The sequence below is a fragment of the Sphingomonas koreensis genome (genome assembly GCF_002797435.1).
In the GTDB taxonomy this organism is placed as follows: Bacteria; Pseudomonadota; Alphaproteobacteria; order Sphingomonadales; family Sphingomonadaceae; genus Sphingomonas; species Sphingomonas koreensis.
In genome coordinates, this window is sequence record NZ_PGEN01000001.1 from 1,554,320 (window position 1) to 1,576,225 (window position 21,906).

Genomic DNA, 21,906 nt, shown 5'->3' on the forward strand with positions numbered 1-21,906 from the left:
CGAACGAACGCGCCTACCCTGAGATCTGCCGCGTTTGGGGACGTTCGATGACGGCGGTGCAACTGGAATATGCGGTGCCCGATGCGGGTGCTGCCGAATGGGTCACGCTGTTCTACCATTTCCGGGCCGATGTCCCGATGCTGGAGGACACCGAGCGCGCGGATCACGCACAGCTCCGTTTCCGTATATCGGACGGCGCCGCCGAATACCGTATGCCCGACGGCAGCATCCACCCCGCCCCCCAAGTCCATGTCATCGGACCGACCAGCGGCGCGATGCGCGTCAAGGTGGCCGGGCCCGTCCATGTCTTCGGCTGCGGGATCACACCGGCCGGCTGGGCCGCGCTGATCGGCAACGACGCCTCCACCATGCTCAACTGCGTGTTCGACGCGCGCGATCTGTTCGGTCCGGCGACGGACGATGCGCGGGCCCGGCTCGCGCAAGCACCCGATACCAAGGCGATGGTCGCCATCGCGGAGACGCTGATCGCAAGCCTCGCGCGCGCAGCTTCGCCCGACGCCGCATTCGTCCGCCTGGTCGATGACTGGCTGGCGGCGTCCGCCTCGCCCGAGATCAGCGCTCTTGCCGCCGCGACCGGCCTTTCGGACCGCCAGCTCGAACGCAAGTGCAAGGCCCTCTATGGCGCCCCGCCCAAGCTCCTCGCCCGCAAATATCGCGCGCTCAAGGCCGCGGTGGTGTTTGCCGAGCGCAAGGCGACGCTCGACGAACTGCTCGACCGCGGCTTTTACGACCAGTCGCACCTCATTCGCGAGATGAAGCAGTTCACCGGCTGCACGCCGCGCCAGCTTCAGGAAGAGCCCACGCTGCTCGCCCAACTCACCATCTCGCAGCGCAGCGCGCTTCAGGGCCAGGTCAATCCGCTGATCAGCGATACCTGAGCTTGCCCGATTCACTGCAACGCCCGGGTTGACGCGGCACACCATCGCGCCCATCTGCCCAATCGGAACGAATCATTCCGATTTGAGAACCGTTCGCAACTGCGAAGGAAGAATGCGACTTTCGGCCCAGACAGACTATGCCGTCGTGATGCTCGCCGCCGCCGCGCGCCATTGCGGCGTCAGTGGCAGGCTCAACGCGACGCTGCTCGCCGACGAGACCGGCCTGCCCCTGCCGACGGTGCAGAAGCTGGTCAGCCGCCTGTCCTCCGCCGGCCTCATCGAATCCGCACGCGGCACCGGCGGCGGCTTCCGCCTCGCCCGTCCGCCTGCCGCGATCAGCCTCGTCGATATCGTCGAGGCGATCGAAGGCCCGATCACCCTCACCGCTTGTGTGGACAAGGGCCGCCATGACTGCTGCATCGAGGAAAGCTGCCGCGTGAAGCCGCACTGGAACGCGGTCAACGGCGCGGTTCGCTCGACGCTCGCGGGCGTCACCCTCGCCACCCTCTCGACCCAGCCGGAACCCGCCTGATGGCCACCAAGAATGCCGAGGCGCTCGCCGCCGCCAACAAGAAGTACGAATGGGGCTTCAGCTCGGACATCGAGCAGGAGTTCGCCCCCAAGGGGCTGTCCGAGGACACCGTCCGCTTCATCTCCGCCAAGAAGGGCGAGCCGGAATGGATGCTCGACTGGCGGCTCAAGGCGTATCGCCACTGGCTGACCATGACCCCGCCTGACTGGGCGAAGCTGTCGATCCCGCCGATCGACTATCAGGACGCCTATTATTACGCCGAGCCCAAGGCCAAGCCCAAGCTCGGTAGCCTGGACGAGGTCGATCCCGAGATCCTGCGCGTCTATGAGAAGCTCGGCATCCCGATCGAGGAGCAGAAGGTCCTCGCCGGCGTCGAGGGCAGCCGCAAGGTCGCGGTCGATGCGGTGTTCGACAGCGTCAGCGTCGCCACCACCTTCCGCGCCGAGCTGGAGGCCGCAGGCGTCATCTTCCGCTCGATCAGCGAGGCGATCCGCGAATATCCCGATCTGGTGAAGAAGTGGCTGGGGAAGGTCGTGCCGATGCACGACAATTACTTCGCGGCGCTCAACTGCGCGGTCTTCAGCGACGGCACCTTCGTCTACATCCCGGAGGGCGTGCGCTGCCCGATGGAGCTGTCGACCTATTTCCGCATCAATGCCGAAAATACCGGCCAGTTCGAGCGCACGCTGATCGTCGCCGACAAGGGCAGCTACGTCTCGTACCTCGAAGGCTGCACCGCCCCGATGCGCGACGAGAACCAGCTCCACGCCGCCGTCGTGGAACTCGTCGCGCTCGACGATGCCGAGATCAAATATTCGACCGTCCAGAACTGGTATCCCGGCGACGAGGACGGCAAGGGCGGCATCTATAATTTCGTGACCAAACGTGCGCTGTGCCAAGGGAAGAATTCCAAGGTCAGCTGGACCCAGGTCGAGACCGGCAGCGCCATCACCTGGAAATACCCGTCCTGCGTGCTCGCGGGGGAGAACAGCGTCGGCGAATTCTATTCGGTCGCGGTCACCAACAACCGCCAGCAGGCCGATACCGGCACCAAGATGATCCATCTCGGCAAGAACAGCCGTTCGACGATCATCTCCAAGGGCATCAGCGCCGGGCGCAGCGACAACACCTATCGCGGCCTCGTCCGCGTCGGCCCGACGGCGGAGAATGTCCGCAACTTCACCCAGTGCGACAGCCTGCTGCTCGGCGACCAGTGCGGCGCACACACCGTGCCCTATATCGAGGTGCGCAACCCCAGCGCGCAGATCGAGCATGAGGCGACCACCAGCAAGATCAGCGAGGACCAGCTCTTCTACGCGATGCAGCGCGGCCTCGACCAGGAGGCCGCGGTCGCGCTGATCGTCAACGGCTTTGCCAAGGAGGTGCTCCAGCAGCTCCCGATGGAGTTCGCGGTCGAGGCGCAGAAGCTGCTCGGCATCAGCCTTGAGGGCAGCGTCGGTTGATTCTCGCCGCCGCCCTCCTCCTCGTCGCGCAACAGGGCGCTGCCGTGCCCGAGCCGGAATATGAGGAAGTGGTCGTCACCGCGACCGCGGGCCGCGTCGCGCTCGTCTTCGACAAGGCTGCAGACGGCCGCCTGATCAATTGCCGCGTGTTCAAGTCGAGCGGCGTCGCCACCGTCGACGCCCGCGCCTGCACCTCGCTCCCCGATTGTCTGACCTCGACCAAGGGCCAGCAATTCTGCGGCGAAGGCAGCATCCCGCTGATGGCGGTAGAGGTTAAGCCGAAGCCCGAGGAACCCAAGCTCGGCCTCGGCGTCACGCTCAAGCCCGACCCGCCCAAGATTCCCGCGGTCGGCCCGCTGGTCTCGACCGAGACCGAGGACGACCCCAACCGCCTCAGCAAGCTCCCGCCCCCACCCAAGGCGGACAACGGCCCGCCCGCGATCACCTTCAGCAGCGGCCAGACGGACGAACCGCGGTGATCGCCGCAGAACCGAATTCAACGGAAAGACCCATGCTCGTAATCGAAAACCTCCACGCCGAAATCGACGGCAAGCCGATCCTCAAGGGCCTCAGCCTGTCCGTCAACGCGGGCGAGGTGCACGCGATCATGGGCCCCAACGGCGCGGGCAAGTCGACGCTCGGCTATGTCCTCGGCGGCCGTCCCGGCTATGAAGTCACCGAAGGCTCGGTGAGCTTCGACGGCCAGGATCTGCTCGACCTCGATCCGCACGCCCGCGCCGCCGCTGGGCTGTTCCTCGGCTTCCAGTATCCGGTCGAGATCCCCGGCGTGTCCAACGTCCAATTCCTGCGCGAAAGCCTCAACAGCCAGCGCCGCGCGCGCGGCGAGGCACCGCTGTCGGGTGCCGAGTTCCTGAAGCTCGCCCGCGCCCAGGCCGGCGCGCTGGAGATGGACGCCGAGATGCTCAAGCGCCCGGTCAATGTCGGCTTTTCGGGCGGCGAGAAGAAGCGCAACGAAATGGTCCAGATGGGCATTCTAAACCCCAAATTCGCGGTGCTGGACGAGACCGATTCCGGGCTCGACATCGACGCGCTGCGCATCGTCGGCGAAGGCATCAACCGCATCATGCGCGCACCCGACAAGGCGGTGCTGCTGATCACCCACTATCAGCGCCTGCTCGATTATGTGAAGCCCGACGCGGTCCACATCCTCGCCGACGGCCGCATCGTGAAGACCGGCGGCCCCGAACTCGCGCTCGAGCTTGAGCGCGAAGGGTACGCGCAGGTGGCGGCCTGAACCGATGAGCACCCTCACCCTTCCCTCCCCGCGTGAGGAAGCGTGGCGCTGGAGCGATCTCGACACGCTCCGCGCCGCCGCGGATTCGGTGCCCGAGGCGACCGGGGTCGATCCCTCGACCCTGTTCCTCGACATCGCCGGCCCGCGCCTGCTGTTCGTCGACGGCGCGTTTGAACCCGCGCATAGCCGTCCCGGCCCGGTTCAGCTCACGGCTCTGGAGATGACCGGCGATCACCCGCTCGGCCGGCTTGCCCAGGGCGAAGGCTGGGTGCTGCGCCTCGATGCCGCGGCCGCCACCAACCCGGTCCAGATCGTCCATCTCGGCACCGGCGGCGAGAACCATGTCCCGGCCCGGATCGACATGGCCGACGACGCCGTCGCCACGGTGATCGAGACGTATGCCGGCCGCGGCTGGACCAACCGGCTCCTCCACGCCTCGCTTGGCAAGGGCGCCCGCCTCCAGCGCGCCGTCCGCCTATTGCAGGACGAAGGCTTCGTCTCCATCCGTGACGAAGCGCAGATCGGCGAAGCTGCCAGCTACGTATCGACCTTCCTCGGTGCCGGCGGCAGCGGCAGCCGCATCGACGGCTTCCTGCGTCTCGACGGCATCGGCGCCTATGCCGAAATGGGCGGCGCGCTGCTCACCCGCGGCGAACAGAAACAGGAAGCCGCTGTCGCGGTCCACCACGCCGCGATCGAGGGCACCAGCCGCCAGATCTGGCGCGCGGTCGCCGCCGACGCCTCGACCGCCAGCCTCGCCGCCCGTGCCGAAGTCGCCCGCCACGCGCAGAAGACCGACGGCGAACAATCGTTGCGCGGCCTGCTCTTGAAGCGCACAGCGACGGTCAATTTAAAGCCGGAGCTCGAAATCTTCGCCGATGACGTGAAGTGCGCCCATGGCGCCACGGTCGGCGAGCTCGACGCCAAGGCTTTGTTCTACATGCAGTCGCGCGGCATCCCGGAGCCGCAGGCCAAGGCGCTGCTCACCCGCGCCTTCGTCGCCGACGCCCTCGACCGGATCGGCGACGAGACGGTGCGCGATACCTTCGCTGCCGACGCCGAGAAATGGCTGGAGGCCGCACTGTGAGCGTCACGACCACCACCGCCCCGCTGGACGTCCTCGCGGATTTCCCCGCAATCCCGCAGGGCTGGGCCTATCTCGATACCGCCGCGACCTCGCAGAAGCCTCGCCCGGTCATCGACGCGATCACCCGCGCCTATGACCGCGACTATGCGACCGTGCATCGCGGCGTTTATCAGCGCTCGGCCGACATGACGCTGGCGTTCGAGGCCGCACGCCGCCGCGTTGCCCGCTTCATCGGGGGCCAGGAGAACGAGATCGTCTTCGTCCGCGGTGCGACCGAGGGTATCAACCTCGTCGCGCAGTGCTGGGCGGGTACCGTGCTCAAGCCCGGCGACCGCATCCTGCTGAGCCAGCTCGAGCATCACAGCAACATCGTGCCATGGCAGATGGTTGCCGAGCGCACCGGCGCCGCGATCGACGTCGTCCCGTTGACCGAAGACCACCGCATCGACCTCGAAGCGATGGCGGCGATGCTGACGCCGCAGCACAAGCTGGTCGCGCTCGCCCATGTCTCGAACGTGCTCGGCTCGGTGCTCGACGCCAAGCGCGCCGCCGGGCTTGCGCACGCCGTCGGCGCCAAGCTGCTGCTCGACGGCTGCCAGGCGGTTCCGCGCCTGCCCGTCGACGTCGCCGATCTCGATTGCGACTTCTATGTCTTCTCGGGCCACAAGCTCTACGGCCCGACGGGGATCGGGGTGCTGTGGGGCCGCTACGACCTGCTCGACGCGATGCCCCCCTATCAGGGCGGCGGATCGATGATCGACCGTGTAACGTTCGAGAAGACGACCTACGCTCCGCCGCCGGGCCGGTTCGAGGCGGGAACGCCGCACATCACCGGCGTGATCGGCCTCCACGCCGCGATCGACTATGTCGACGACATCGGCCTCGATCGCATCCATGCGCACGAAACCGCGCTGGTGACCGCGGCGCGTGAGGCGCTGGCGGGTCTCAACAGCGTCCGCGTCTATGGCCCGGCCGACAGCGCCGGCATCGTCAGTTTCGAGGTTCAGGGGGTGCATCCCCACGACGTCGCCACCATATTGGACGAGGGCAATGTCGCGATCCGCGCGGGCCATCATTGCGCGCAGCCGCTGATGGATGTGCTGGGGGTGGCGGCCACGGCCCGAGCCAGCTTCGGCGTCTACAACGGCGCGGCGGACATCGACGCGCTGGTCAAGGGTATTGAAAGAGTGACGAGGATCTTCGGGTGAACGAGGCAGGCAAGATCGAGGTTGAGGAAGTGGCAGCCGTGACGCCGCCGCCGAAAGCGCGTGTCGAGGACACGCCACGCGAAACCTTCGAGCGCAAGCGCGACTATCTCGACGGCTTCCTCTCGCAGAAGCCCGCCGATCTTCCGGCGGGGGAGCCCGGCGGCGCGACCTATGACGCGATCATCGATGCGCTCAAGGAAATCTACGATCCCGAAATTCCGGTGAACATCTACGACCTCGGGCTGATCTACAATGTCGAGGTCACGGGCGATGGCCATGCCGTGGTGACGATGACGCTTACCACCCCGCACTGCCCCGTCGCCGAATCCATGCCGGGTGAGGTCGAGCTGCGTGTCGGCGCCGTTCCCGGCGTCGGCCATGCCGAGGTCAACCTCGTCTGGGACCCGCCCTGGGACCCGCAGAAGATGAGCGATGAGGCCCGGCTCGAACTGGGGATGCTGTGATGACCGACGTGAAGACCCGCGCCCGCCCCGCCGCGATCCTGCTGACCCCCGCATCGGAGGCGCGCATCGCCGACCTGATGTCGCGGGCACCCGAAGGCGCGATCGGCGTCAAGCTCTCGACCCCGCGCCGCGGCTGCTCGGGCCTTGCCTATTCGGTCGACTATGTCACCGCCGCGAACCCGATGGACGAGCGCATCGACACGCCCGGCGGCACCTTGTTCGTCGATGGCGGATCGGTGCTCTACCTGATCGGATCGACGATGGACTGGGTGGAGGATGATTTCACCGCGGGCTTCGTCTTCAACAACCCCAACGCCAAGGGCGCGTGCGGCTGTGGCGAGAGCTTCACTGTCTGACGAAACGCCACCCAGGTCCAAGGCAGCGAAGAACGCGGCGATCGCGGCCGCGGTGCTGCTCGCGCCCGGCGGCTTCATCCTCGGCGGTTTGCTGATCGCGCGCGCGGTCAAGAAACGGCGCGAGGCGAAGGACGAGACAGCGGACTAGGTCGCGAACAGCTGCCCGATATCGCGGAACGCCTTGAATTCCAGCGCGTTGCCCGCCGGATCGTGGAAAAACATCGTTGCCTGCTCGCCCGGCTTGCCAGCGAAGCGGATATGCGGCGGAATCACGAACTCGGTCCCCGCACCACGCAGCCGCTCGGCGAGCGCGTGCCACTCGTCCCAATCGAGCACCAGCCCGAAATGCGGCACCGGCACCGCATCGCCATCCACCGCGTTGCGCGTCCGCACCCCAGCGCCCTCGCCCTTGTGCAGCACCAGCTGATGCCCGCGAAAATCGAAGTCGATCCAGTGCCCCGGATCCTCGCGCCCCTGCGGGCAACCGAGCAGCTCGCCGTAAAAGGCCCGCCCCGCCTCCAGATCGTCGACCGGAATGGCAAGGTGGAACAGCGGCGTCACATCCAGCCTTCCAGCACCTGATCGGGCGGACGGTGGCCATCGGCCCAGAAGCGGATATTGGCGATCACCTTCTCGCCCGTCGCGTGCCGGCCCTCATAGGTCGCGCTGCCCATATGCGGGGTCATCACGACATTGGGCAGCGCCAGCAGCCGCGGGTCGATCTGCGGCTCGAACCGCCACACGTCCAGCCCCGCCCCCGCCAGCCGTCCGGCCTCGAGCGCATCGACCATCGCCTCCTCGTCGACGATCCCGCCGCGCGAGGCATTGATCAGATAGACTTGCGGCCCGAGCAGCCCGATTCGCCGCGCGTCGATCAGGTCGCGGCTCTCCTCGTTGAGCGGCGTGTGGATCGTCAGGATATCGATCTCGCGCAGCATCGCGTCGAGATCGCCATGCCAGGCCGCCCCAAGCTCGGCTTCCACCACCTCGGGCAAACGGTGGCGGTTGTGGTAGTGGATCGACAGGCCGAACGCCCGTGCGCGCCGCGCCACCGCCTGACCGATCCGGCCCATGCCGACGATGCCCAGTTTCTTCCCGCCGATGCGGTGCCCCAGCATCCCGCCCGGCGACCAGCCCTTCCACTGGCCCGATCGCACCAGCTTCTCGCCCTCGGCCAGCCGGCGCGGGACCGAGACGATCAGCGCCATCGTCATGTCGGCGGTGTCTTCGGTCAGGACGCCGGGCGTGTTGGTGACGACGATGCCGCGCGCTCGCGCCGCCTTCAGGTCGATATGGTTCACCCCCGATCCGAAGTTGGCGATCAGCTTCAGCCGCTCGCCCGCCGCAGCGATGAGGTCGGCATCGATCGTATCGGTCACGGTGGGCACCAGCACGTCGCAATCCGCGACCGCCGCCAGCAACGCCGCGCGGTCCATCGCCTCGTCCGACTGGTTGAAACTCGTATCGAACAGCTCACCCATCCGCGCGGCGATCGCGTCGGGCAATTCGCGCGTCACGGCCACGCGGGGCCGGGCGGGTCGGGGCGCTTGTACCATCCCGGTCCGGATGGCCCCAGCGCGCGCCTCAGTCAACGGTTGATGCGGCGCAACGCCTCGAAGTAAACGGATCCCATCACTTGGGGGTTTGGAATGTTACGAACGGTGCTCGGGATATTGGTGGCGGCGGCGCTCGGCCTCGGCGCCATCGCACAAGCCTCGGCCCAGCAGCGCAAGCCGCCCTATTACGCCTCGATCAGCGCGGGCAAGGCGAACATGCGCACCGGCCCGGGGCGCAACTATCCCACCAGCTGGCTCTACCGCCGTGCCGATCTGCCGGTGAAGGTGGTCGAAATCTACAATGACTGGCGCAAGGTCGAGGATCCCGACGGCACCCAGGGGTGGATGCTGGTCGGCCTGCTCTCTGCCCAGCGTACCGGCATCGTCGTCGGCACGATCGTCGAACTGCGCGACAGTCCCCGCCTCAACGCCCGCGTCAACTGGCGCGCGGCGCCGGGCGTGGTCGGCCGCATCAGCAAATGCCAGCGCGGCTGGTGCTGGTTCGACGTCCGCGGCCGCGGCGGTTATGTCGAGCAGAACCGCATCTGGGGCACCGAGCCGGGCGAGGAAGTGCCCTAGCGACGGAACCGCGATGGCTGGACTCCGGAAATCGCGGGCCGGCAGCAAGCTGCCGCGAAGTTGACGAAGTTGCGCGGAACGCGATTCATTCTGTCAACTTCGTCGCCTTTCTCCGGTGGAGGTTCCGGATCGCCACGCAACCGGGCGAATCGACGTGATCAAAGAGCGGCCGCGATGCGGCGCATCGATGCAAGCAAACCAATTCCAACATTGCAAGCGGGGCAGCTATCGGGTGGAAAGCTGCCAGCCTACTTTCGTCAGGAGGTTCTGTGACCTTGCGACGATGGTTCGGCTGTGGCGAGCAGCCGATCAAGCTCGGCCGTTGCGGCGCGGTCCCAGAAGGTGCGGCCGAGCATCTCCTGAACGCGGCAGATGCCTGATTCGAGATCCGAGGCGTCACTGAAGCTGTTCACGTCTCGTGCCTCCTCCAGCGCAGCGGAAGCAAACGCGACCGGCGTCATGACCGTCTGCGCCGCCTTGAACAGGCCAAGCCACGCCTTCTCGTACTTCACCGTCTGCCACTGCTGGAGGAAGAACCAGAGGCCAAAGCGCACCGCGGCGGGGGTGGCGAAGCCGGTCCGCCGCGCCATCGCTGGGAAGACCTTGCTGGCCGCGAAATAATCATGCTCCTGATCGACCGCGACGACCCAACCCCGCAGGGCATCGAAGCCCAGATCATCCAGCATGGCCAGTGTCAACGCCGTCTCCGACAGCGCGGCGGGGCTGTGGTCGGACGGGCCTGACGCGATCGAGCCGAAATAGGTCTCGCCCAGCGTTCGTGCGGCGACGCCGTAGCTTTTCAGCAGCGCCCGAAGCTCCGGCAGAACGATCTCGATATCGTCCGCCGCCATGTCGCGAACCGTTTCGAAAAACTTCTTCTCGCCGATAGTGCGCTTGTCCACGCGAAACTGGAGCTGGAGCTGCCCGCCGAACACCAGAGCCGCCAGGCCCTGCCCATCGATCCTGCTGCGAAGTTCCCGCAGGGTTGCCGCGACGTCGGCACCCGTCCAACCATCGCAATCCACGATCTGGCGGGAACGCTGCCGAACCAGTGCCTTGATCGCATTGATAGCCGTCTCGCTCGGGATAAGCTTCGCTGGCTTCGGTGCCCCCGCAACCATCGAGACAGGGCCGGTGACGCCATCGAACGCGACGTGACGCTGAGCAAAGTCGGTGACCGTGACGGTAAGCGCCGCCAACACCTGTGACGGGACTTCGCGTACCCCTTGCGCCCACTTGACCGTGAAGCCCTGCCCGTCATCGTCCCACTCGATCCCGCAGATCCAGTCATACATCCAGCGCGCCCATCGTAGCTCCGGCGCGTCCTCTGGAAGGCCGCGGAGCCATGCGTCGCGCGCATCCCATTCATCTCCGCTCTGCCGGTCGCTCAGGTGTTGGAGCGTGGCGAACGCCGCGTCATCCAGTTCGTCATAGCGGACGATCAGCCGCCGCTCGAAAGCGATCGGATCAAGCCGGAACAGATCGAGAGCTCGGCCGAACCGCGGGGTACTCCCCTCGAGATCGGGATGCGCGTCCTGCTCGACCGGTACCGCATCCGCCAGGGGGAAAATCCGCGAGAGGAGCGGCCGGAAACGGCTTGCCATTCGCGGTTTTGCGGAGCCGATGATCGGTGCGGAATGCGTACGCAGTCCCCAGCGCCCGTCGGGACTGAACCATCGAAGGCGTTGGTCCAGGTGAGGGTAATGATGGGCGGGCAGGTCCATGGCACTCACGCGCGCCTCGCCGCTCACCGGATCGAGCACGGCGATCGCGCGTGGGCCGATACAGACGATCCGCCCGTCGTCACGGGGCAGAAGCACGGATGCCGAAAAGTCCTGCGCGATCAGAATCTGACGGTTCACCCGGCCGTCGACCGACAGCTGGCGCACATATTGCCACGGGTTCGGGTAGACACCGTCAGGCTTCCGCGATGATTCGACGATGAAGACCGACTGGTGGAACGGCGCATAGCACCAAGAGAATGTGTTGTTCTCTCGGCTATGGGCCCATAGCCGGTCGTTGGTTTCGATGTTGGTTCGACGGCGTTCGACCGTGTCGAAGATCGCGACGCTAGTGCTTCGCGAGCCGATCCTTCCAATCGCCAGGATGAACCGCCCGTCGAGCGCGAACAGCTCGCCACGGCGGTCCTCGAACGGCAGGAAGTGCCACGCATTTGGAGTTCCGGCATCCACTTCGGCAGCGGTCAGGTCCGGATCGAGCGAGAAAGTTCGGATCTCCATGCTCGACAGGAATGACCGTTGAAGATCAGGGATGCAACATTGGCTGTCTCGCCGGAGAAGTATTTACCGTTACTCTAAGGGGCCAGCCGTCATCGGGTGTGAGCTTGGTGACCGGCCTCACGATGACGCTGTGAAGAACCGGGAATCGGTGGTTGGCGGGTGCCGGCGCCTTCGCATGTCCGCAATGGGGTCGTTAGCGGTCGTCCACGCCTTCCGTCATCCCGGCCTTGTGCCGGGATCCATCTGGAGGAGAACCGGAAGCAAGCGGCTCGATCGCTTCGCCCTGCAATCAGTCCTGTTGCTCGATCACCTTGCGGAAATACACCACCCGCTCGGTCTCCTCGAAGCCGAGACCGCGGTGAAAGGCGTGGCTCTGGACATTCGTCAACGCGGCGTCCGAACCCAGTTCGGTGCAGCCGCCATGGCGCCCCCAGGCCTCCACCGCCGCCAGCAGCGCGCCCGCAACCCCGGCACGCCGGCTCGGCGGGGCGACATAGATGCCCTCCAGAAATGCTACGGGAGAGGTGTCGCAGCCATTGACATAGTCATGCCGGATCGCGGCTTCGGCAAAGCCTACGGCCTCGTCGCCGCTAATCGCCAGGAAGCAGATCTGCTCCCGGCCCTCTGCCATCTCGGCAATGAACTCGACGATCTCGGTTGCGTGTTCGTCGCGGCTGCCTTCGGGCCACAGCGCTTCGCGCAGCGAGGCCCACGCCTCTTTGTGCGCCGCGCCGGCAGTGACGATTTCCAGCAGCACGATTACCTCGCCAACAACTTTCCTGCATGCCCCGATGCGCGCCTGGCTCCGGCTACGCCACGAATCGCCTCAGTGCATCAGCTCGACCGCCATTGCCGTCGCCTCGCCGCCGCCGATGCACAGCGAAGCCAGTCCGCGCTTCTGGCCGCTGTTCTGCAGCGCAGCGAGCAGCGTGGCGAGAATGCGCGCGCCGCTCGCCCCGACCGGATGGCCGAGCGCGCAGGCGCCGCCATTGACGTTGAGCACGTCGTGCGAGATCGACAGGTCGCGCATCGCGATCATCGCGACCACCGCGAACGCCTCGTTCACCTCGAACAGATCGACGTCGCCGATGCCCCAGCCCGCCTTGCCGAGCGCCTTTTGCATCGCGAACACCGGCGCGGTGGTGAAGCGCGCGGGCAGATGCGCGTGCGCCGCATGCGACACGATCCGCGCGACCGGGTCGAGGCCGAGGCGCTCGGCGACCGATGCGCGCGTCAGCACCAGCGCCGCCGCGCCGTCGGAGATCGACGAAGCGTTGGCCGCGGTGATCGTGCCGTCCTTGGCGAAGGCGGGCTTGAGCGTCGGGATCTTCGAGGGGTCGGCCTTGGCCGGCTGTTCGTCCTTGTCCACGGTCACCACGCCCTTGCGCGTCTTGATCTCGACCGGGGTGATCTCGCGGTCGAACCCGCCGGTCTGCTGCGCCTTCTGCGCGCGCATCAGGCTGGCGATCGCGAATTCGTCCTGCGCCTCGCGGGTGAACTGGTATTCGGTCGCGATCTCCTCGGCGAACGTCCCCATCGCCCGGCCCGGCTCATAGGCATCCTCGAGCCCGTCGAGGAACATATGATCGAACAGCCGGTCATGCCCGATCCGCGCGCCGCTGCGATGCTTCATCGACAGATAGGGCGCGTTGGTCATGCTCTCGAGCCCGCCCGCAACGAGCAGGTCGACCGATCCCGCCGCCAGCGCCTCGGCGCCCATGATCGCGGCCTGCATCCCCGATCCGCACATCTTGTTGACCGTCGTGGCCTCGACGTGATCGGGCAGACCCGCCTTGCGCGCCGCCTGCCGCGCCGGCGCCTGGCCCAGGCCGGCAGGCAGCACACAGCCCATATAGATGCGCTCGACCGCCTCCCCTTTCAGCCCCGCGCGCTCGACCGCTGCGCCCACCGCCGCTGCGCCCAGCTCGGTAGCCGTCGCGTCGGACAGCACGCCCTGCATGCTCCCCATCGGGGTACGGGCATAGGATATGATGACGACAGGATCGGTGGACATGATCGCCTCTCCGCGAGTTTGAATGTTGGCCGCGATCTAGGCCCGGTATCTCGCAATTGCAAAACAGGAAGCGATCATGGAACCAGTCGAGATTGTCAGATGGGCGGCTTCGATCAGCGGAATCGTCGCCGCCTTCATGATCGCGCTGGATCATGGCAGGCGCGTGACCGGCCTTGGCTTTGCATTGTTCGTCGTCTCCAGCCTGGCCTGGATCACCGGCGCATTGATCGGCGGGGACGAACCATTGCTCTCGCAAAACCTTGTTCTGTTCGGCATCAACGTCTTTGGCGTCTATCGTTACCTGATCCGGAAGAACCCGCTTGATTGAATCCTGGATATGGCCCGCCGCGCTTGGCGTGCTCGGCCTGATCTTCGGCAGCTTCATCGCCACCGTCGCGCTGCGCTGGCCCGAAGGGCGCAGCGCGCTGCGCGGCCGCTCGCAATGCGATTCGTGCCGCAAGGCGCTGCGCGCGCATGAGCTGGTGCCATTGCTCAGCTATGCGCTCCAGCGGGGCCGGTGCCGGGCCTGTGGCGCTGCGATCCACCCCGGGCATCCTGGCGTGGAGGTTGCGGGCATGCTGATCGGCATCGCCGCCGGGCTCGTCGCTCCCGGCTGGCACGGTGTTGCCGGCGCGGTGTTCGGCTGGCTGCTGCTGGCGCTCGCCGCGCTCGATCTCGCCGCCTTCTGGCTGCCCAACGCCCTCACCGCCCTGCTCGCGCTTGCCGGTATCGTCGATGGCCTGTTCTTTCCGCCCAACTTGGCCGACCGCCTGCTTGGCGGGCTGTTCGGCTTCGGGCTGCTCTGGCTCGTCGCCTTCACCTACCGCCACGTCCGCGGACGCGAGGGGCTGGGCGGGGGCGATCCCAAGATGTTCGGCGGCATCGGCCTGTGGCTCGGCGCCTCGATGCTCGCCCCCGTGCTGCTCGCCGCCAGCCTTATCGGCCTCGCCGTGGCGCTGGCCGTGCGGATTTCGGGCCGCAAAATGGAGATGACGAGCCGCCTCCCACTCGGCACATTGCTCGCCGTCGCCGCCTTTCCGGCATGGCTCTATTCGACGGGGGTTTAGATGCGCGAGATTCTCGATCGCCAGCGCGCCGCGTTCATGGCCGAATTGCCCGTCCCGATCGACCTGCGCCGCGATCGCCTCCGCCGCGCCGTCGCGATGGTCAAGGACAATGCCGCGCGTTTCTGCGATGCGCTGAGCGAGGATTTCGGCCATCGCAGCCCGCGCCAGTCGATGATCACCGATGTCGTCGCTTCGGTTTCACCGCTCAAGCACGCCGAGAAGATGGTCACCCGCTGGGCAAGGCGGGAGAAGAAGCCGGTGATGTTCCCGCTCGGCCTGCTCGGCGCCAGAGCCTGGGTCGAATATCAGCCCAAGGGGGTGGTCGGGATCATCGCGCCGTGGAACTTCCCGGTGAACCTCGTCATGTCGCCGCTCGCCGGCGTGTTCGCCGCGGGCAACCGGGCGATGGTCAAGACCAGCGAATTCACCCCGGCCACCGCCGCGCTGTTCGAGGAGCTCTGCCCCCGCTATTTCGATCCGGCCGAACTCGCCTTCGTCAGCGGCGGGCCCGAGGTCGGGCAAGCCTTTTCCGCGCTCCCCTTCGACCATCTGCTCTTCACCGGCGCCACCGGGATCGGTCGCCACATCCTCCACGCCGCCGCCGACAATCTGACGCCGGTGACGCTCGAGCTGGGCGGTAAATCCCCCGCGATCCTCGGCCGCTCGGCCAATCTGGCGCAAGCGACCGAGCGGGTGGCGATGGGCAAGATGCTCAACGCAGGCCAGATCTGCATCGCTCCCGATTATCTGATGGTCGCTGCCGAACAGGAGCAGGCCGCCGTCGACGGCCTCGTCCGCGCCGCCTCCGCGATGTACCCGACCCTGCTGTCGAACCCCGATTACACCACGATCATCAACGACCGCCATTTCGCGCGCCTCACCGCCGCGATCGATGACGCCCGCGCCAAAGGCGCCGAGGTCATCGCGGTCAATCCGGCCAACGAGGATTTCGCGGCGTCGAATGCGCGGAAGCTCCCGCTCCACATCATCCGCAACGCGACCGACGACATGACGGTGATGCAGGAGGAAATCTTCGGGCCGCTCCTTCCGGTCCGCAAGTATGACAGCATCGACGGCGCAATCGGCGAAGTGAACCGCCGCGACCGTCCGCTTGCGCTCTATTATTTCGGGAATGACGAAGCCGAGCGGCGCCGCGTGCTCGATCGCACGATATCGGGCGGGGTCAGCCTCGACGATACCATTTTCCACGTCTCGATGGAGGAACTGCCCTTCGGCGGCATCGGCCCGTCAGGCATGGGCGCCTATCATGGCGAGCCGGGCTTCCGCACCTTCAGCCACGCCAAGTCGGTGTTCAAGCAATCGCGGTTCGACGTCGCCGGCCTTGGCGGGCTCAAGCCACCCTATGGCAGGAAGACCGACGCCGCGATCAAGCAGCAGCTCGGCTAAAGCCCCTCAAGCCATTCCGCGACCATCGCCCGTCCGGCCTTCACCGCGCCCGGCCCATGCCGATCGTGCTGGCCGCGCAGCTGGTCAACCGTCAGACCCGCCTGCCCGACATAGTCGTCGGAACCGTCCAGCCATTCTTCGAAGCGCGGATCCTCGCCCATCTCGGCATGGAATTGCAGCGCCAGCACTTCCGGCCCCCGCCGGAACGCCTGGTGCCGATAGGCATCGGTCGAGGCCAGCAGCTCAACCCCCTCCGGAAGCGGGAAGGTGTCGCCATGCCAGTGCAGCACCGGCACGCCCTCGACATGCCGTAGCGGCGAGACCGCCCCGGCTTCGCTCAACGCGACCGGCGCGAACCCGACCTCCTTGGCCGGCCCCGAATAGACCGTCGCCTCCATCGCCGCCGCGATCATCTGCGCGCCCAGACACACGCCCAACGTCGGCAAGCCCAGCGAAATCCGGCTTGCCAGCCGGTCGATCTCGCAATCGATCCACGGATGGGCGTCGCGTTCGTACACGCCCATCGGCCCGCCCATCAGGATCAGCAGATCGGGCGTGTTGAAATTGACCCGCGCGAAGTCCGGATCGGTCACGTCGATCCGGTCGAGGTGATAGCCCGCGTCTTCCACCGGCTGGCGGAACCCCGCGATCCCCTCGAACGGGACATGGCGGATGATGAGTCCCTTCTTCATGCCGCCATGAGCTAGCGTTGCGCGTGCTCCAATCCAACCTAGTCTCGCTTTGCAAGCGGCAAGCTGGTCTCAGGCGATAGCCCAGCGGAACCGCCCGGTCAGCGGATGCGCGCTCAGCGCGTCCTCCTCGCGGGCGCCGGCGCCGATATTGTGGATCACCAGCCAGCCGTTCGGCCCGCGCCGGTCGGAAACGATGCCGGTATGCGGCAACCGTCCCCCGACCAGGCTGGTGAAGATATCGCCCGGCTGCCAGCCGTCGGGCGCCGCGGGAAGCGGCAACGCCGCGCCGCGGCGGCGAAAATAGGTGGCAAGGTTGGGAACGCGGCGATGGTCGATATTGCGGTCGGGGCTGCGGAGTCCCCAGTTGCGCGGATAGGCCGCGAACTGCGCGCGCATGTCGGCGTTGAGCAGCGCCTGCAGATCGAGCGCCAGCGCATCGCGATAGGCACGGATCAGCACGTCGGTGCACACGCCCTTCGCCCGCGGCACGTCGCCATTGGGGAAGGGGATGCGCGAATAGGCCGGGTCATAATGCAGCGTCACGCCCACCTGCCGCCGTGCCGCGGCGACCAACGCCTTGGCGCTGCCCGGTCTCGCCGCCGCAGGCAGGACGAACCCCGCCGCGCCGCACGCCATCCCGGCGAGCATCGCACGGCGGGTCGTGTCCAAGCGGTCAGTCCCCGGTCAGGATGCGGTCGACCAGCTGCTTCACCGTCGGCACGAACCCGTTCGAGTAAAAGGGGTCGCGCTTGAAGTTGTACGCGGCGTGACCCGCGAACATCAGATTCTGGTCGGTATCGCCGCCATGCGCGATATCCTGCAGCGTCTTCTGAATGCAGAAGCTGCGCGGATCGGCGAGGCGCCCGGTCGAATTGGTCTCGGTATCCGCCCAGGACGAGAAGCTGCACTGGCTGAGGCAGCCCATACAGTCCTTCTGATCCTTGCGGATCACGCCCTGCTCTTCCTGATCGACAAAGACGAGCGTGTTGTCGGGTGTCTTGAGCGCGTTGGTGAAGCCCAGGCCCACCCACTCGCGCGCGCGCAGCAGATCGTTGCGCGTCACCCAGAAATTCTTGCCCTTCACGCCCGCATCGAGCTGGAAGGTGTGGTCGCCCGCTTCCTCGGTCGAATAGGGGATCTGGCGCTCCGACCGCGCCTCGAGGTTGCGCAGGAACGGATTGCGCACCGCGGAGGAATAGAAGCCGGTCGGCGAGAAACGGTGGAGGAGCACATCGCCCTCCTCGATCTCCATCAGCTTCGACTTCCAGCCCTCGGGGATCGGGCTTTCCTGGGTCAGCAGCGGACGCGTGCCGAACTGGAAGGCGATCGTGCCGAGCTCGGGATTGTCGATCCAGTCGTTCCAGTCGCGCAGATACCAGACGCCGCCGGCCATCACGATCGGCACATCGTCGCTGATCCCGCCCTCGCGCATCACCGCGCGCAGCTCCTTGACGCGCGGGTACGGATCCTGCGGCGCGCGCGGGTCTTCGGCGTTGGACAGGCCGTTATGCCCGCCCGCGAGCCAGGGATCCTCATAGACCACCGCCGCCAGCCATTCGCTCGCCTTGGAATAGGCGCGCTTCCACAGCGCGCGGAAGGCGCGGCCGGAACTGACGATCGGCAGATAGCTGACGCCATAGGACGCCGCGATCTCGCTCAGCTTGTAGGGCATGCCCGCCCCGCAGGTGACGCCGGAGACCATGCCGCGCGTGCGCTCGAGCACACCGTGCAGCACCCGCTGCGCGCCGCCCATCTCCCACAGCACGTTGATGTTGATCGCCCCCTTGCCTCCGGCGATCTCGAACGCTTTCTTGACCTGCTGCACCGCGCCTTCGATGGCGTAGGCGATCAGCTCCTCGTGCCGCTCGCGGCGGGTCAGCGCATTGTAGACCTGGGGAATGATCTTGCCTTCGGCGTCATAGCTGTCGGCGTTGACCGCACTCACCGTGCCGATTCCGCCCGCCGCTGCCCAGGCCCCCGCCGAAGCATGATTGGTCGCCGCAACCCCCTTGCCGCCCTCCACCAGAGGCCAGACTTCCTGACCATTGTAGATGATCGGCTTCAAACCCTTGAACAACGACACCCTCCGAAAAAATTCGCGCAACTTTAGCCGCGATGCGGCCTCTTAGCGAGGGGAATCAAGCCTGCGCCCCGATCCCGCCATCCCGCCGCCATGATCCTGTAGGCGCCCAGCCGCGCCCCGGAACCCTATCCCAGCACACCCGGCCGCTTCACCGCGTCCGCATAGAGCGCGGCATAGGCCGCAATCATCGCCTTCTCGTCGAACAACGCATGGGCGCGCGCCTGGTTCGCCTTGCCCAGCGCCGCGCGGACGTCGGGGTGCGAGGCGAGGATCTCGATCCGGTCGCGCAGCTGCACCGGATTCCAGTCCTCGGAGATCAGCGTCAGATTCTCCGGCGCGATCATCTGCGCGACATCGCCCACCGGCGTCGATGCGACCGGCAGCCCCGCCGCCATCGCCTCCATCAGCGCGATCGGCTGCTGCTCGCTCTTGGACGAGAGCGCGAAGATATCGAACAGCCCCATATAGCGGTGCGGATCGGGAACGAAGCCGGGAAGCAGCACGGTCTTCTCCAGGCCCATATTGTCGATTGCGTCCTGGATCGCCTCGCGCTCCGGCCCCTCGCCGACGATCACCAGCTGCGCGCGGGTCTTCATGCCGCCCATCGCGCGGACCAGCATCGGCAGATCCTTCACCTCGCGCAGCCCCGCGACCGTGCCGACCACGACATGCCCGGGCAGCCGCTTGAAGCCGGGAAGCGCTCTCGCATCCGGCTTGCGCGCATAGGCGGCGACGTCGATGCCGTTGGAGATGCGATGCAGCCGTTCGGCCGGCTGCTTCCATGCCTTGCGCGCGACGCGCTCCAGCAGGTGCGAGGGCACGACCAGCGCGTGCGCGGCGCCCAGCGCGATGCGGCGGTACATGTTGCGCATCGGGTTGAGCCGTGCCGCCTCGTCGGCATTGAACCCGTCCTCGTGATGGATCACCGGCGGCATGTTCTTGGCGAAGACCCGCTTCGCCATCACCCCGTCGATCGCCCCCCAATTGTAGGTCAACACCAGATCGAACCGCGCCATGTACCTGGCGATCGCCTCGTAGCGCGCGACCGAAGGCTTGCCGGTCAGCGGCGGCGGGTTCTGCGCGATCTCGTAGCGGATGCCCCTGGCGATCGCGTCACGCGCGCCATAGGCGCCCTCGACGCCTGAGACGATGGTGTGCTTCGCCCTGTCGCCAAAGGCGTTCATCAGCCGGACCGCGCGAGCTTCCTTGCCGCCCGGATCGAAGCTCGAATGGAGGTGGAGGATATTGAGAGCCATATGGGGCGTGCTGCTTAGCGTCCAATCCGGCGCCTTGCGAAAAAATTCTGCGGCGCCGTCGATTCCGCTGCGCCTCGCTCGTCGGGAACATGACAGCGCGTTTCCGCGCTGCCCAGCGAAGGAGACCCATGATGCGCAAGATCAACGCGACCGCCTTTGTCAGCCTCGATGGAGTGATGCAGGCGCCCGGCGGCCCGGAGGAAGACCCCACCGGCGGCTTCGCACTCGGCGGCTGGACCGCCAATTACTGGGGCAAGGACGACATGCTCTGGCGCGCGATCGACGCGATGTTTGCGCACCCGGTCGATTTGCTGCTCGGCCGCAAGACCTACGACATCTTCGCCGCGCACTGGCCGTACATCCCGACCGAACCGGGCACGGAGGGCTATGCCGAGGATCACGCGAGGGTCGCCCGGCTGTTCCGCCGCATCACCAAATATGTCGCCAGCCGTTCGCCGCTCACGCTCGACTGGGAGAATAGCGAGCAGCTTCAGGGCGATGTCGTCGCCGCGCTGCGCACGCTCAAACAGAGTGAAGGGCCGGACCTGCTCACCCAGGGGTCGAGCGACCTGCTCCAGACGCTCTGGGCCGCCGATCTGGTCGACGAGCTGCGCCTGTTCATCTTCCCGGTGACACTCGGCAAGGGCAAGCGCCTGTTCGGGACCGGCACGCTTCCCGCCAGCTTCGAGATGGCGGAGTCGCAGGTCTCGCCCAGCGGCGTCGTCATCGCCAGCTATCGCCGTGCGGGCGGGGTCGATACCGGGTCGTTCGAGCTGCCCGAGCCGACCGAGGCCGAACTCAAGCGCCGCGCCGCGCTCGGCGATTGATCCCGGAGGGAGCGGGGTTCGCGCCCCGCTCTCTCACGCCACGCGCGCCAGCAGCCGCTCGACCCCGGCCACCGCCTCGGGTTCGTCGAGCGTCGGGGCGTGGCCGGTATCGGGCACCGTCACCAGGTCACATCCCTTGACGCGTTCGCGCATCGCCTCGGCGGTCGCGGCGGACAGGATGTCCGAATTGGCGCCGCGCACCACCAGCAGCGGCTTGCCCTTCAGCCCGTCAAAGGCCCGCCACATATCCGGCCCCGCTTCGTTCCCCGGCACGCGGAACGGCTCGGCGATCTTCATGTCATAGTCGAGCACGATACGGCCCGCGCTGTTGAGGCGGTAGAGCCGCTTGGCCATCGCCAGCCAGTCCTCGATGCCATAGCCGGGATGGACCTCGCCATTCGCCTCGGCCAGCGCGCGTGCCGCGTGCATCCAGGTCGGGTGCCAATTGGCCTTGCCGACATAGCCGCGGATGCGGCTGAGGCCTGCCGGGTCGATCTCCGGTCCGACATCGACCAGTACCGCGCCCGCGATCCGCTCGGGATGGGTCGATGCCATCAGCATCGTCAGGATACCGCCGAGCGAGGTGCCCACCGCGACGAACCGGTCGAGCTTCAGCTCGCCGACCAGCGCCTCCAGATCCTGGAGATAGGTCAGCGGCACATAGCTCATCGGGTCCTTGGCATAGGCGCTCTCGCCGCGTCCGCGCAGCTCGACCGCGATCACCCGCCAATCCCCCGCCAGCCGCGCAGCAAGCGTTTCATAGTCGCGTGCGTTGCGGGTCAGGCCCGGGATGCACAGCAGGGGCGGCTTGCCCGCCGGCCCGGGATAGTCGCGATAATGAAGCCTCAGGCCATCACCCGACCACCAATAGCCGTCGGTATAGGAAGCAAGGTTGCGCGCGGTCGCCATCGCGCCCCATAT

25 protein-coding genes are annotated in these 21,906 nt (G+C 66.8%); 15 read left to right on the forward strand and 10 right to left on the reverse strand.

The window, feature by feature from the left end:
- Window positions 1–47 precede the first annotated feature (47 nt).
- The 10 genes from BDW16_RS07240 (at window position 48) to BDW16_RS21275 (ending at window position 7,412) form a co-directional block, all read left to right on the forward strand.
- On the forward strand, window positions 48–899 hold the full coding sequence (locus BDW16_RS07240) for a helix-turn-helix domain-containing protein (RefSeq protein WP_066580279.1): 852 nt from the start codon (window positions 48–50) through the stop codon (window positions 897–899).
- 112 nt (window positions 900–1,011) lie between these two features.
- Complete coding sequence (locus tag BDW16_RS07245) at window positions 1,012–1,431, forward strand: SUF system Fe-S cluster assembly regulator (protein WP_066580280.1); 420 nt, start codon at window positions 1,012–1,014, stop codon at window positions 1,429–1,431.
- Window positions 1,431–2,894 carry a Fe-S cluster assembly protein SufB gene (gene sufB, locus BDW16_RS07250; protein ID WP_066580283.1) on the forward strand — a complete coding sequence of 488 codons (1,464 nt, stop codon included), beginning with the start codon at window positions 1,431–1,433 and terminating at the stop codon, window positions 2,892–2,894. Before BDW16_RS07245 ends, sufB begins: the two co-directional genes overlap by 1 nt.
- The gene (locus tag BDW16_RS07255) at window positions 2,891–3,373 is read left to right on the forward strand and encodes an energy transducer TonB (protein ID WP_066580285.1); all 483 of its coding nucleotides are present in this window, start codon (window positions 2,891–2,893) and stop codon (window positions 3,371–3,373) included. Before sufB ends, BDW16_RS07255 begins: the two co-directional genes overlap by 4 nt.
- Before the next feature lie 32 nt (window positions 3,374–3,405).
- Entirely contained in the window at window positions 3,406–4,149 is a 744-nt protein-coding gene (sufC, locus tag BDW16_RS07260; protein WP_066580287.1) for a Fe-S cluster assembly ATPase SufC, read from the forward strand.
- Window positions 4,150–4,153: 4 nt separating this feature from the next.
- Window positions 4,154–5,236 (forward strand): SufB/SufD family protein, encoded by a 1,083-nt coding sequence (locus BDW16_RS07265; protein ID WP_066580334.1) that lies wholly within the window; start codon window positions 4,154–4,156, stop codon window positions 5,234–5,236.
- Window positions 5,215–6,444: a cysteine desulfurase gene (locus BDW16_RS07270; RefSeq protein ID WP_066580289.1), complete on the forward strand. Its 1,230-nt coding sequence runs from the start codon at window positions 5,215–5,217 to the stop codon at window positions 6,442–6,444. The genes BDW16_RS07265 and BDW16_RS07270 overlap by 22 nt, the downstream gene beginning before the upstream one ends.
- Entirely contained in the window at window positions 6,441–6,908 is a 468-nt protein-coding gene (locus tag BDW16_RS07275; protein ID WP_066580292.1) for an SUF system Fe-S cluster assembly protein, read from the forward strand. Before BDW16_RS07270 ends, BDW16_RS07275 begins: the two co-directional genes overlap by 4 nt.
- Entirely contained in the window at window positions 6,908–7,264 is a 357-nt protein-coding gene (locus BDW16_RS07280; RefSeq protein ID WP_066580294.1) for a HesB/IscA family protein, read from the forward strand. The genes BDW16_RS07275 and BDW16_RS07280 overlap by 1 nt, the downstream gene beginning before the upstream one ends.
- Window positions 7,242–7,412, forward strand: a complete 171-nt coding sequence (locus BDW16_RS21275; protein WP_157081421.1) for a hypothetical protein — start codon at window positions 7,242–7,244, stop codon at window positions 7,410–7,412. The genes BDW16_RS07280 and BDW16_RS21275 overlap by 23 nt, the downstream gene beginning before the upstream one ends.
- On the opposite strand, the gene BDW16_RS07285 is transcribed toward BDW16_RS21275, so the two are convergent.
- Together BDW16_RS07285 and BDW16_RS07290 are read right to left on the reverse strand one after the other, a co-directional pair.
- Window positions 7,409–7,825, reverse strand: a complete 417-nt coding sequence (locus BDW16_RS07285; protein WP_100362724.1) for a VOC family protein — start codon at window positions 7,823–7,825, stop codon at window positions 7,409–7,411. The genes BDW16_RS21275 and BDW16_RS07285 overlap by 4 nt on opposite strands.
- On the reverse strand, window positions 7,822–8,820 hold the full coding sequence (locus tag BDW16_RS07290; RefSeq protein WP_066580298.1) for a 2-hydroxyacid dehydrogenase: 999 nt from the start codon (window positions 8,818–8,820) through the stop codon (window positions 7,822–7,824). Before BDW16_RS07290 ends, BDW16_RS07285 begins: the two co-directional genes overlap by 4 nt.
- 93 nt (window positions 8,821–8,913) lie before the next feature.
- Between BDW16_RS07290 and BDW16_RS07295 the strand changes: the two genes are divergently transcribed.
- Window positions 8,914–9,399 (forward strand): SH3 domain-containing protein, encoded by a 486-nt coding sequence (locus tag BDW16_RS07295; protein WP_066580300.1) that lies wholly within the window; start codon window positions 8,914–8,916, stop codon window positions 9,397–9,399.
- 257 nt (window positions 9,400–9,656) lie between these two features.
- Here BDW16_RS07295 and BDW16_RS07300 read toward each other — a convergent pair whose 3' ends face one another.
- The 3 genes from BDW16_RS07300 to BDW16_RS07310 all read right to left on the reverse strand — a co-directional run bounded on the left by BDW16_RS07300 (window position 9,657) and on the right by BDW16_RS07310 (window position 13,653).
- Window positions 9,657–11,639 (reverse strand): hypothetical protein, encoded by a 1,983-nt coding sequence (locus BDW16_RS07300; protein ID WP_066580303.1) that lies wholly within the window; start codon window positions 11,637–11,639, stop codon window positions 9,657–9,659.
- 289 nt (window positions 11,640–11,928) lie between these two features.
- A complete protein-coding gene (aac(6'), locus tag BDW16_RS07305) occupies window positions 11,929–12,390 on the reverse strand; it encodes an aminoglycoside 6'-N-acetyltransferase (RefSeq protein WP_083954380.1) in 462 nt (153 codons plus the stop codon).
- A gap of 75 nt (window positions 12,391–12,465) precedes the next feature.
- Window positions 12,466–13,653, reverse strand: coding sequence for an acetyl-CoA C-acyltransferase (locus tag BDW16_RS07310; protein WP_066580308.1), 1,188 nt, complete (start codon window positions 13,651–13,653; stop codon window positions 12,466–12,468).
- 76 nt (window positions 13,654–13,729) lie between these two features.
- Between BDW16_RS07310 and BDW16_RS07315 the strand changes: the two genes are divergently transcribed.
- Genes BDW16_RS07315 through BDW16_RS07325 form a run of 3 tightly spaced genes read left to right on the forward strand, consistent with a single transcriptional unit; the run spans window position 13,730 to window position 16,127 of the window.
- A complete protein-coding gene (locus BDW16_RS07315) occupies window positions 13,730–13,981 on the forward strand; it encodes a hypothetical protein (protein WP_237241281.1) in 252 nt (83 codons plus the stop codon).
- Entirely contained in the window at window positions 13,977–14,720 is a 744-nt protein-coding gene (locus BDW16_RS07320; RefSeq protein WP_066580335.1) for a prepilin peptidase, read from the forward strand. Before BDW16_RS07315 ends, BDW16_RS07320 begins: the two co-directional genes overlap by 5 nt.
- The gene (locus BDW16_RS07325; protein ID WP_066580309.1) at window positions 14,721–16,127 is read left to right on the forward strand and encodes a coniferyl aldehyde dehydrogenase; all 1,407 of its coding nucleotides are present in this window, start codon (window positions 14,721–14,723) and stop codon (window positions 16,125–16,127) included.
- Here BDW16_RS07325 and BDW16_RS07330 read toward each other — a convergent pair.
- The 4 genes from BDW16_RS07330 to BDW16_RS07345 form a co-directional block, all read right to left on the reverse strand.
- Window positions 16,124–16,819 carry a glutamine amidotransferase gene (locus BDW16_RS07330; protein ID WP_066580311.1) on the reverse strand — a complete coding sequence of 232 codons (696 nt, stop codon included), beginning with the start codon at window positions 16,817–16,819 and terminating at the stop codon, window positions 16,124–16,126. The genes BDW16_RS07325 and BDW16_RS07330 overlap by 4 nt on opposite strands.
- Window positions 16,820–16,888: 69 nt before the next feature.
- On the reverse strand, window positions 16,889–17,488 hold the full coding sequence (locus tag BDW16_RS07335; RefSeq protein WP_198585775.1) for a DUF1287 domain-containing protein: 600 nt from the start codon (window positions 17,486–17,488) through the stop codon (window positions 16,889–16,891).
- Window positions 17,489–17,492: 4 nt separating this feature from the next.
- A complete protein-coding gene (locus tag BDW16_RS07340; protein WP_066580316.1) occupies window positions 17,493–18,896 on the reverse strand; it encodes an NAD(P)H-dependent flavin oxidoreductase in 1,404 nt (467 codons plus the stop codon).
- A 131-nt stretch (window positions 18,897–19,027) separates the two neighbouring features.
- The gene (locus tag BDW16_RS07345) at window positions 19,028–20,158 is read right to left on the reverse strand and encodes a glycosyltransferase (protein WP_066580318.1); all 1,131 of its coding nucleotides are present in this window, start codon (window positions 20,156–20,158) and stop codon (window positions 19,028–19,030) included.
- A gap of 131 nt (window positions 20,159–20,289) precedes the next feature.
- Between BDW16_RS07345 and BDW16_RS07350 the strand changes: the two genes are divergently transcribed.
- Window positions 20,290–20,985 carry a dihydrofolate reductase family protein gene (locus BDW16_RS07350; RefSeq protein ID WP_066580340.1) on the forward strand — a complete coding sequence of 232 codons (696 nt, stop codon included), beginning with the start codon at window positions 20,290–20,292 and terminating at the stop codon, window positions 20,983–20,985.
- 33 nt (window positions 20,986–21,018) lie between these two features.
- Here the strand turns inward: BDW16_RS07350 and BDW16_RS07355 are convergent, their stop codons facing one another.
- Window positions 21,019–21,894: an alpha/beta fold hydrolase gene (locus BDW16_RS07355; protein WP_066580320.1), complete on the reverse strand. Its 876-nt coding sequence runs from the start codon at window positions 21,892–21,894 to the stop codon at window positions 21,019–21,021.
- Window positions 21,895–21,906 lie beyond the last annotated feature (12 nt).

Excerpts from the sequence above, each read along its gene's own strand:
- BDW16_RS07240 (WP_066580279.1), top strand. The coding sequence starts at position 48 with ATGACGGCGGTGCAACTGGAATATGCGGTGCCCGATGCGGGTGCTGCC.
- BDW16_RS07245 (WP_066580280.1), top strand. The coding sequence starts at position 1,012 with ATGCGACTTTCGGCCCAGACAGACTATGCCGTCGTGATGCTCGCCGCC.
- sufB (WP_066580283.1), top strand. The coding sequence starts at position 1,431 with ATGGCCACCAAGAATGCCGAGGCGCTCGCCGCCGCCAACAAGAAGTAC.
- sufC (WP_066580287.1), top strand. The coding sequence starts at position 3,406 with ATGCTCGTAATCGAAAACCTCCACGCCGAAATCGACGGCAAGCCGATC.
- BDW16_RS07265 (WP_066580334.1), top strand. The coding sequence starts at position 4,154 with ATGAGCACCCTCACCCTTCCCTCCCCGCGTGAGGAAGCGTGGCGCTGG.
- BDW16_RS07270 (WP_066580289.1), top strand. The coding sequence starts at position 5,215 with ATGGCTGGAGGCCGCACTGTGAGCGTCACGACCACCACCGCCCCGCTG.
- BDW16_RS07280 (WP_066580294.1), top strand. The coding sequence starts at position 6,908 with ATGACCGACGTGAAGACCCGCGCCCGCCCCGCCGCGATCCTGCTGACC.
- BDW16_RS07290 (WP_066580298.1), bottom strand. The coding sequence starts at position 8,820 with ATGGTACAAGCGCCCCGACCCGCCCGGCCCCGCGTGGCCGTGACGCGC.
- BDW16_RS07295 (WP_066580300.1), top strand. The coding sequence starts at position 8,914 with ATGTTACGAACGGTGCTCGGGATATTGGTGGCGGCGGCGCTCGGCCTC.
- BDW16_RS07300 (WP_066580303.1), bottom strand. The coding sequence starts at position 11,639 with ATGGAGATCCGAACTTTCTCGCTCGATCCGGACCTGACCGCTGCCGAA.
- BDW16_RS07310 (WP_066580308.1), bottom strand. The coding sequence starts at position 13,653 with ATGTCCACCGATCCTGTCGTCATCATATCCTATGCCCGTACCCCGATG.
- BDW16_RS07315 (WP_237241281.1), top strand. The coding sequence starts at position 13,730 with ATGGAACCAGTCGAGATTGTCAGATGGGCGGCTTCGATCAGCGGAATC.
- BDW16_RS07325 (WP_066580309.1), top strand. The coding sequence starts at position 14,721 with ATGCGCGAGATTCTCGATCGCCAGCGCGCCGCGTTCATGGCCGAATTG.
- BDW16_RS07330 (WP_066580311.1), bottom strand. The coding sequence starts at position 16,819 with ATGAAGAAGGGACTCATCATCCGCCATGTCCCGTTCGAGGGGATCGCG.
- BDW16_RS07345 (WP_066580318.1), bottom strand. The coding sequence starts at position 20,158 with ATGGCTCTCAATATCCTCCACCTCCATTCGAGCTTCGATCCGGGCGGC.
- BDW16_RS07350 (WP_066580340.1), top strand. The coding sequence starts at position 20,290 with ATGCGCAAGATCAACGCGACCGCCTTTGTCAGCCTCGATGGAGTGATG.
- BDW16_RS07355 (WP_066580320.1), bottom strand. The coding sequence starts at position 21,894 with ATGGCGACCGCGCGCAACCTTGCTTCCTATACCGACGGCTATTGGTGG.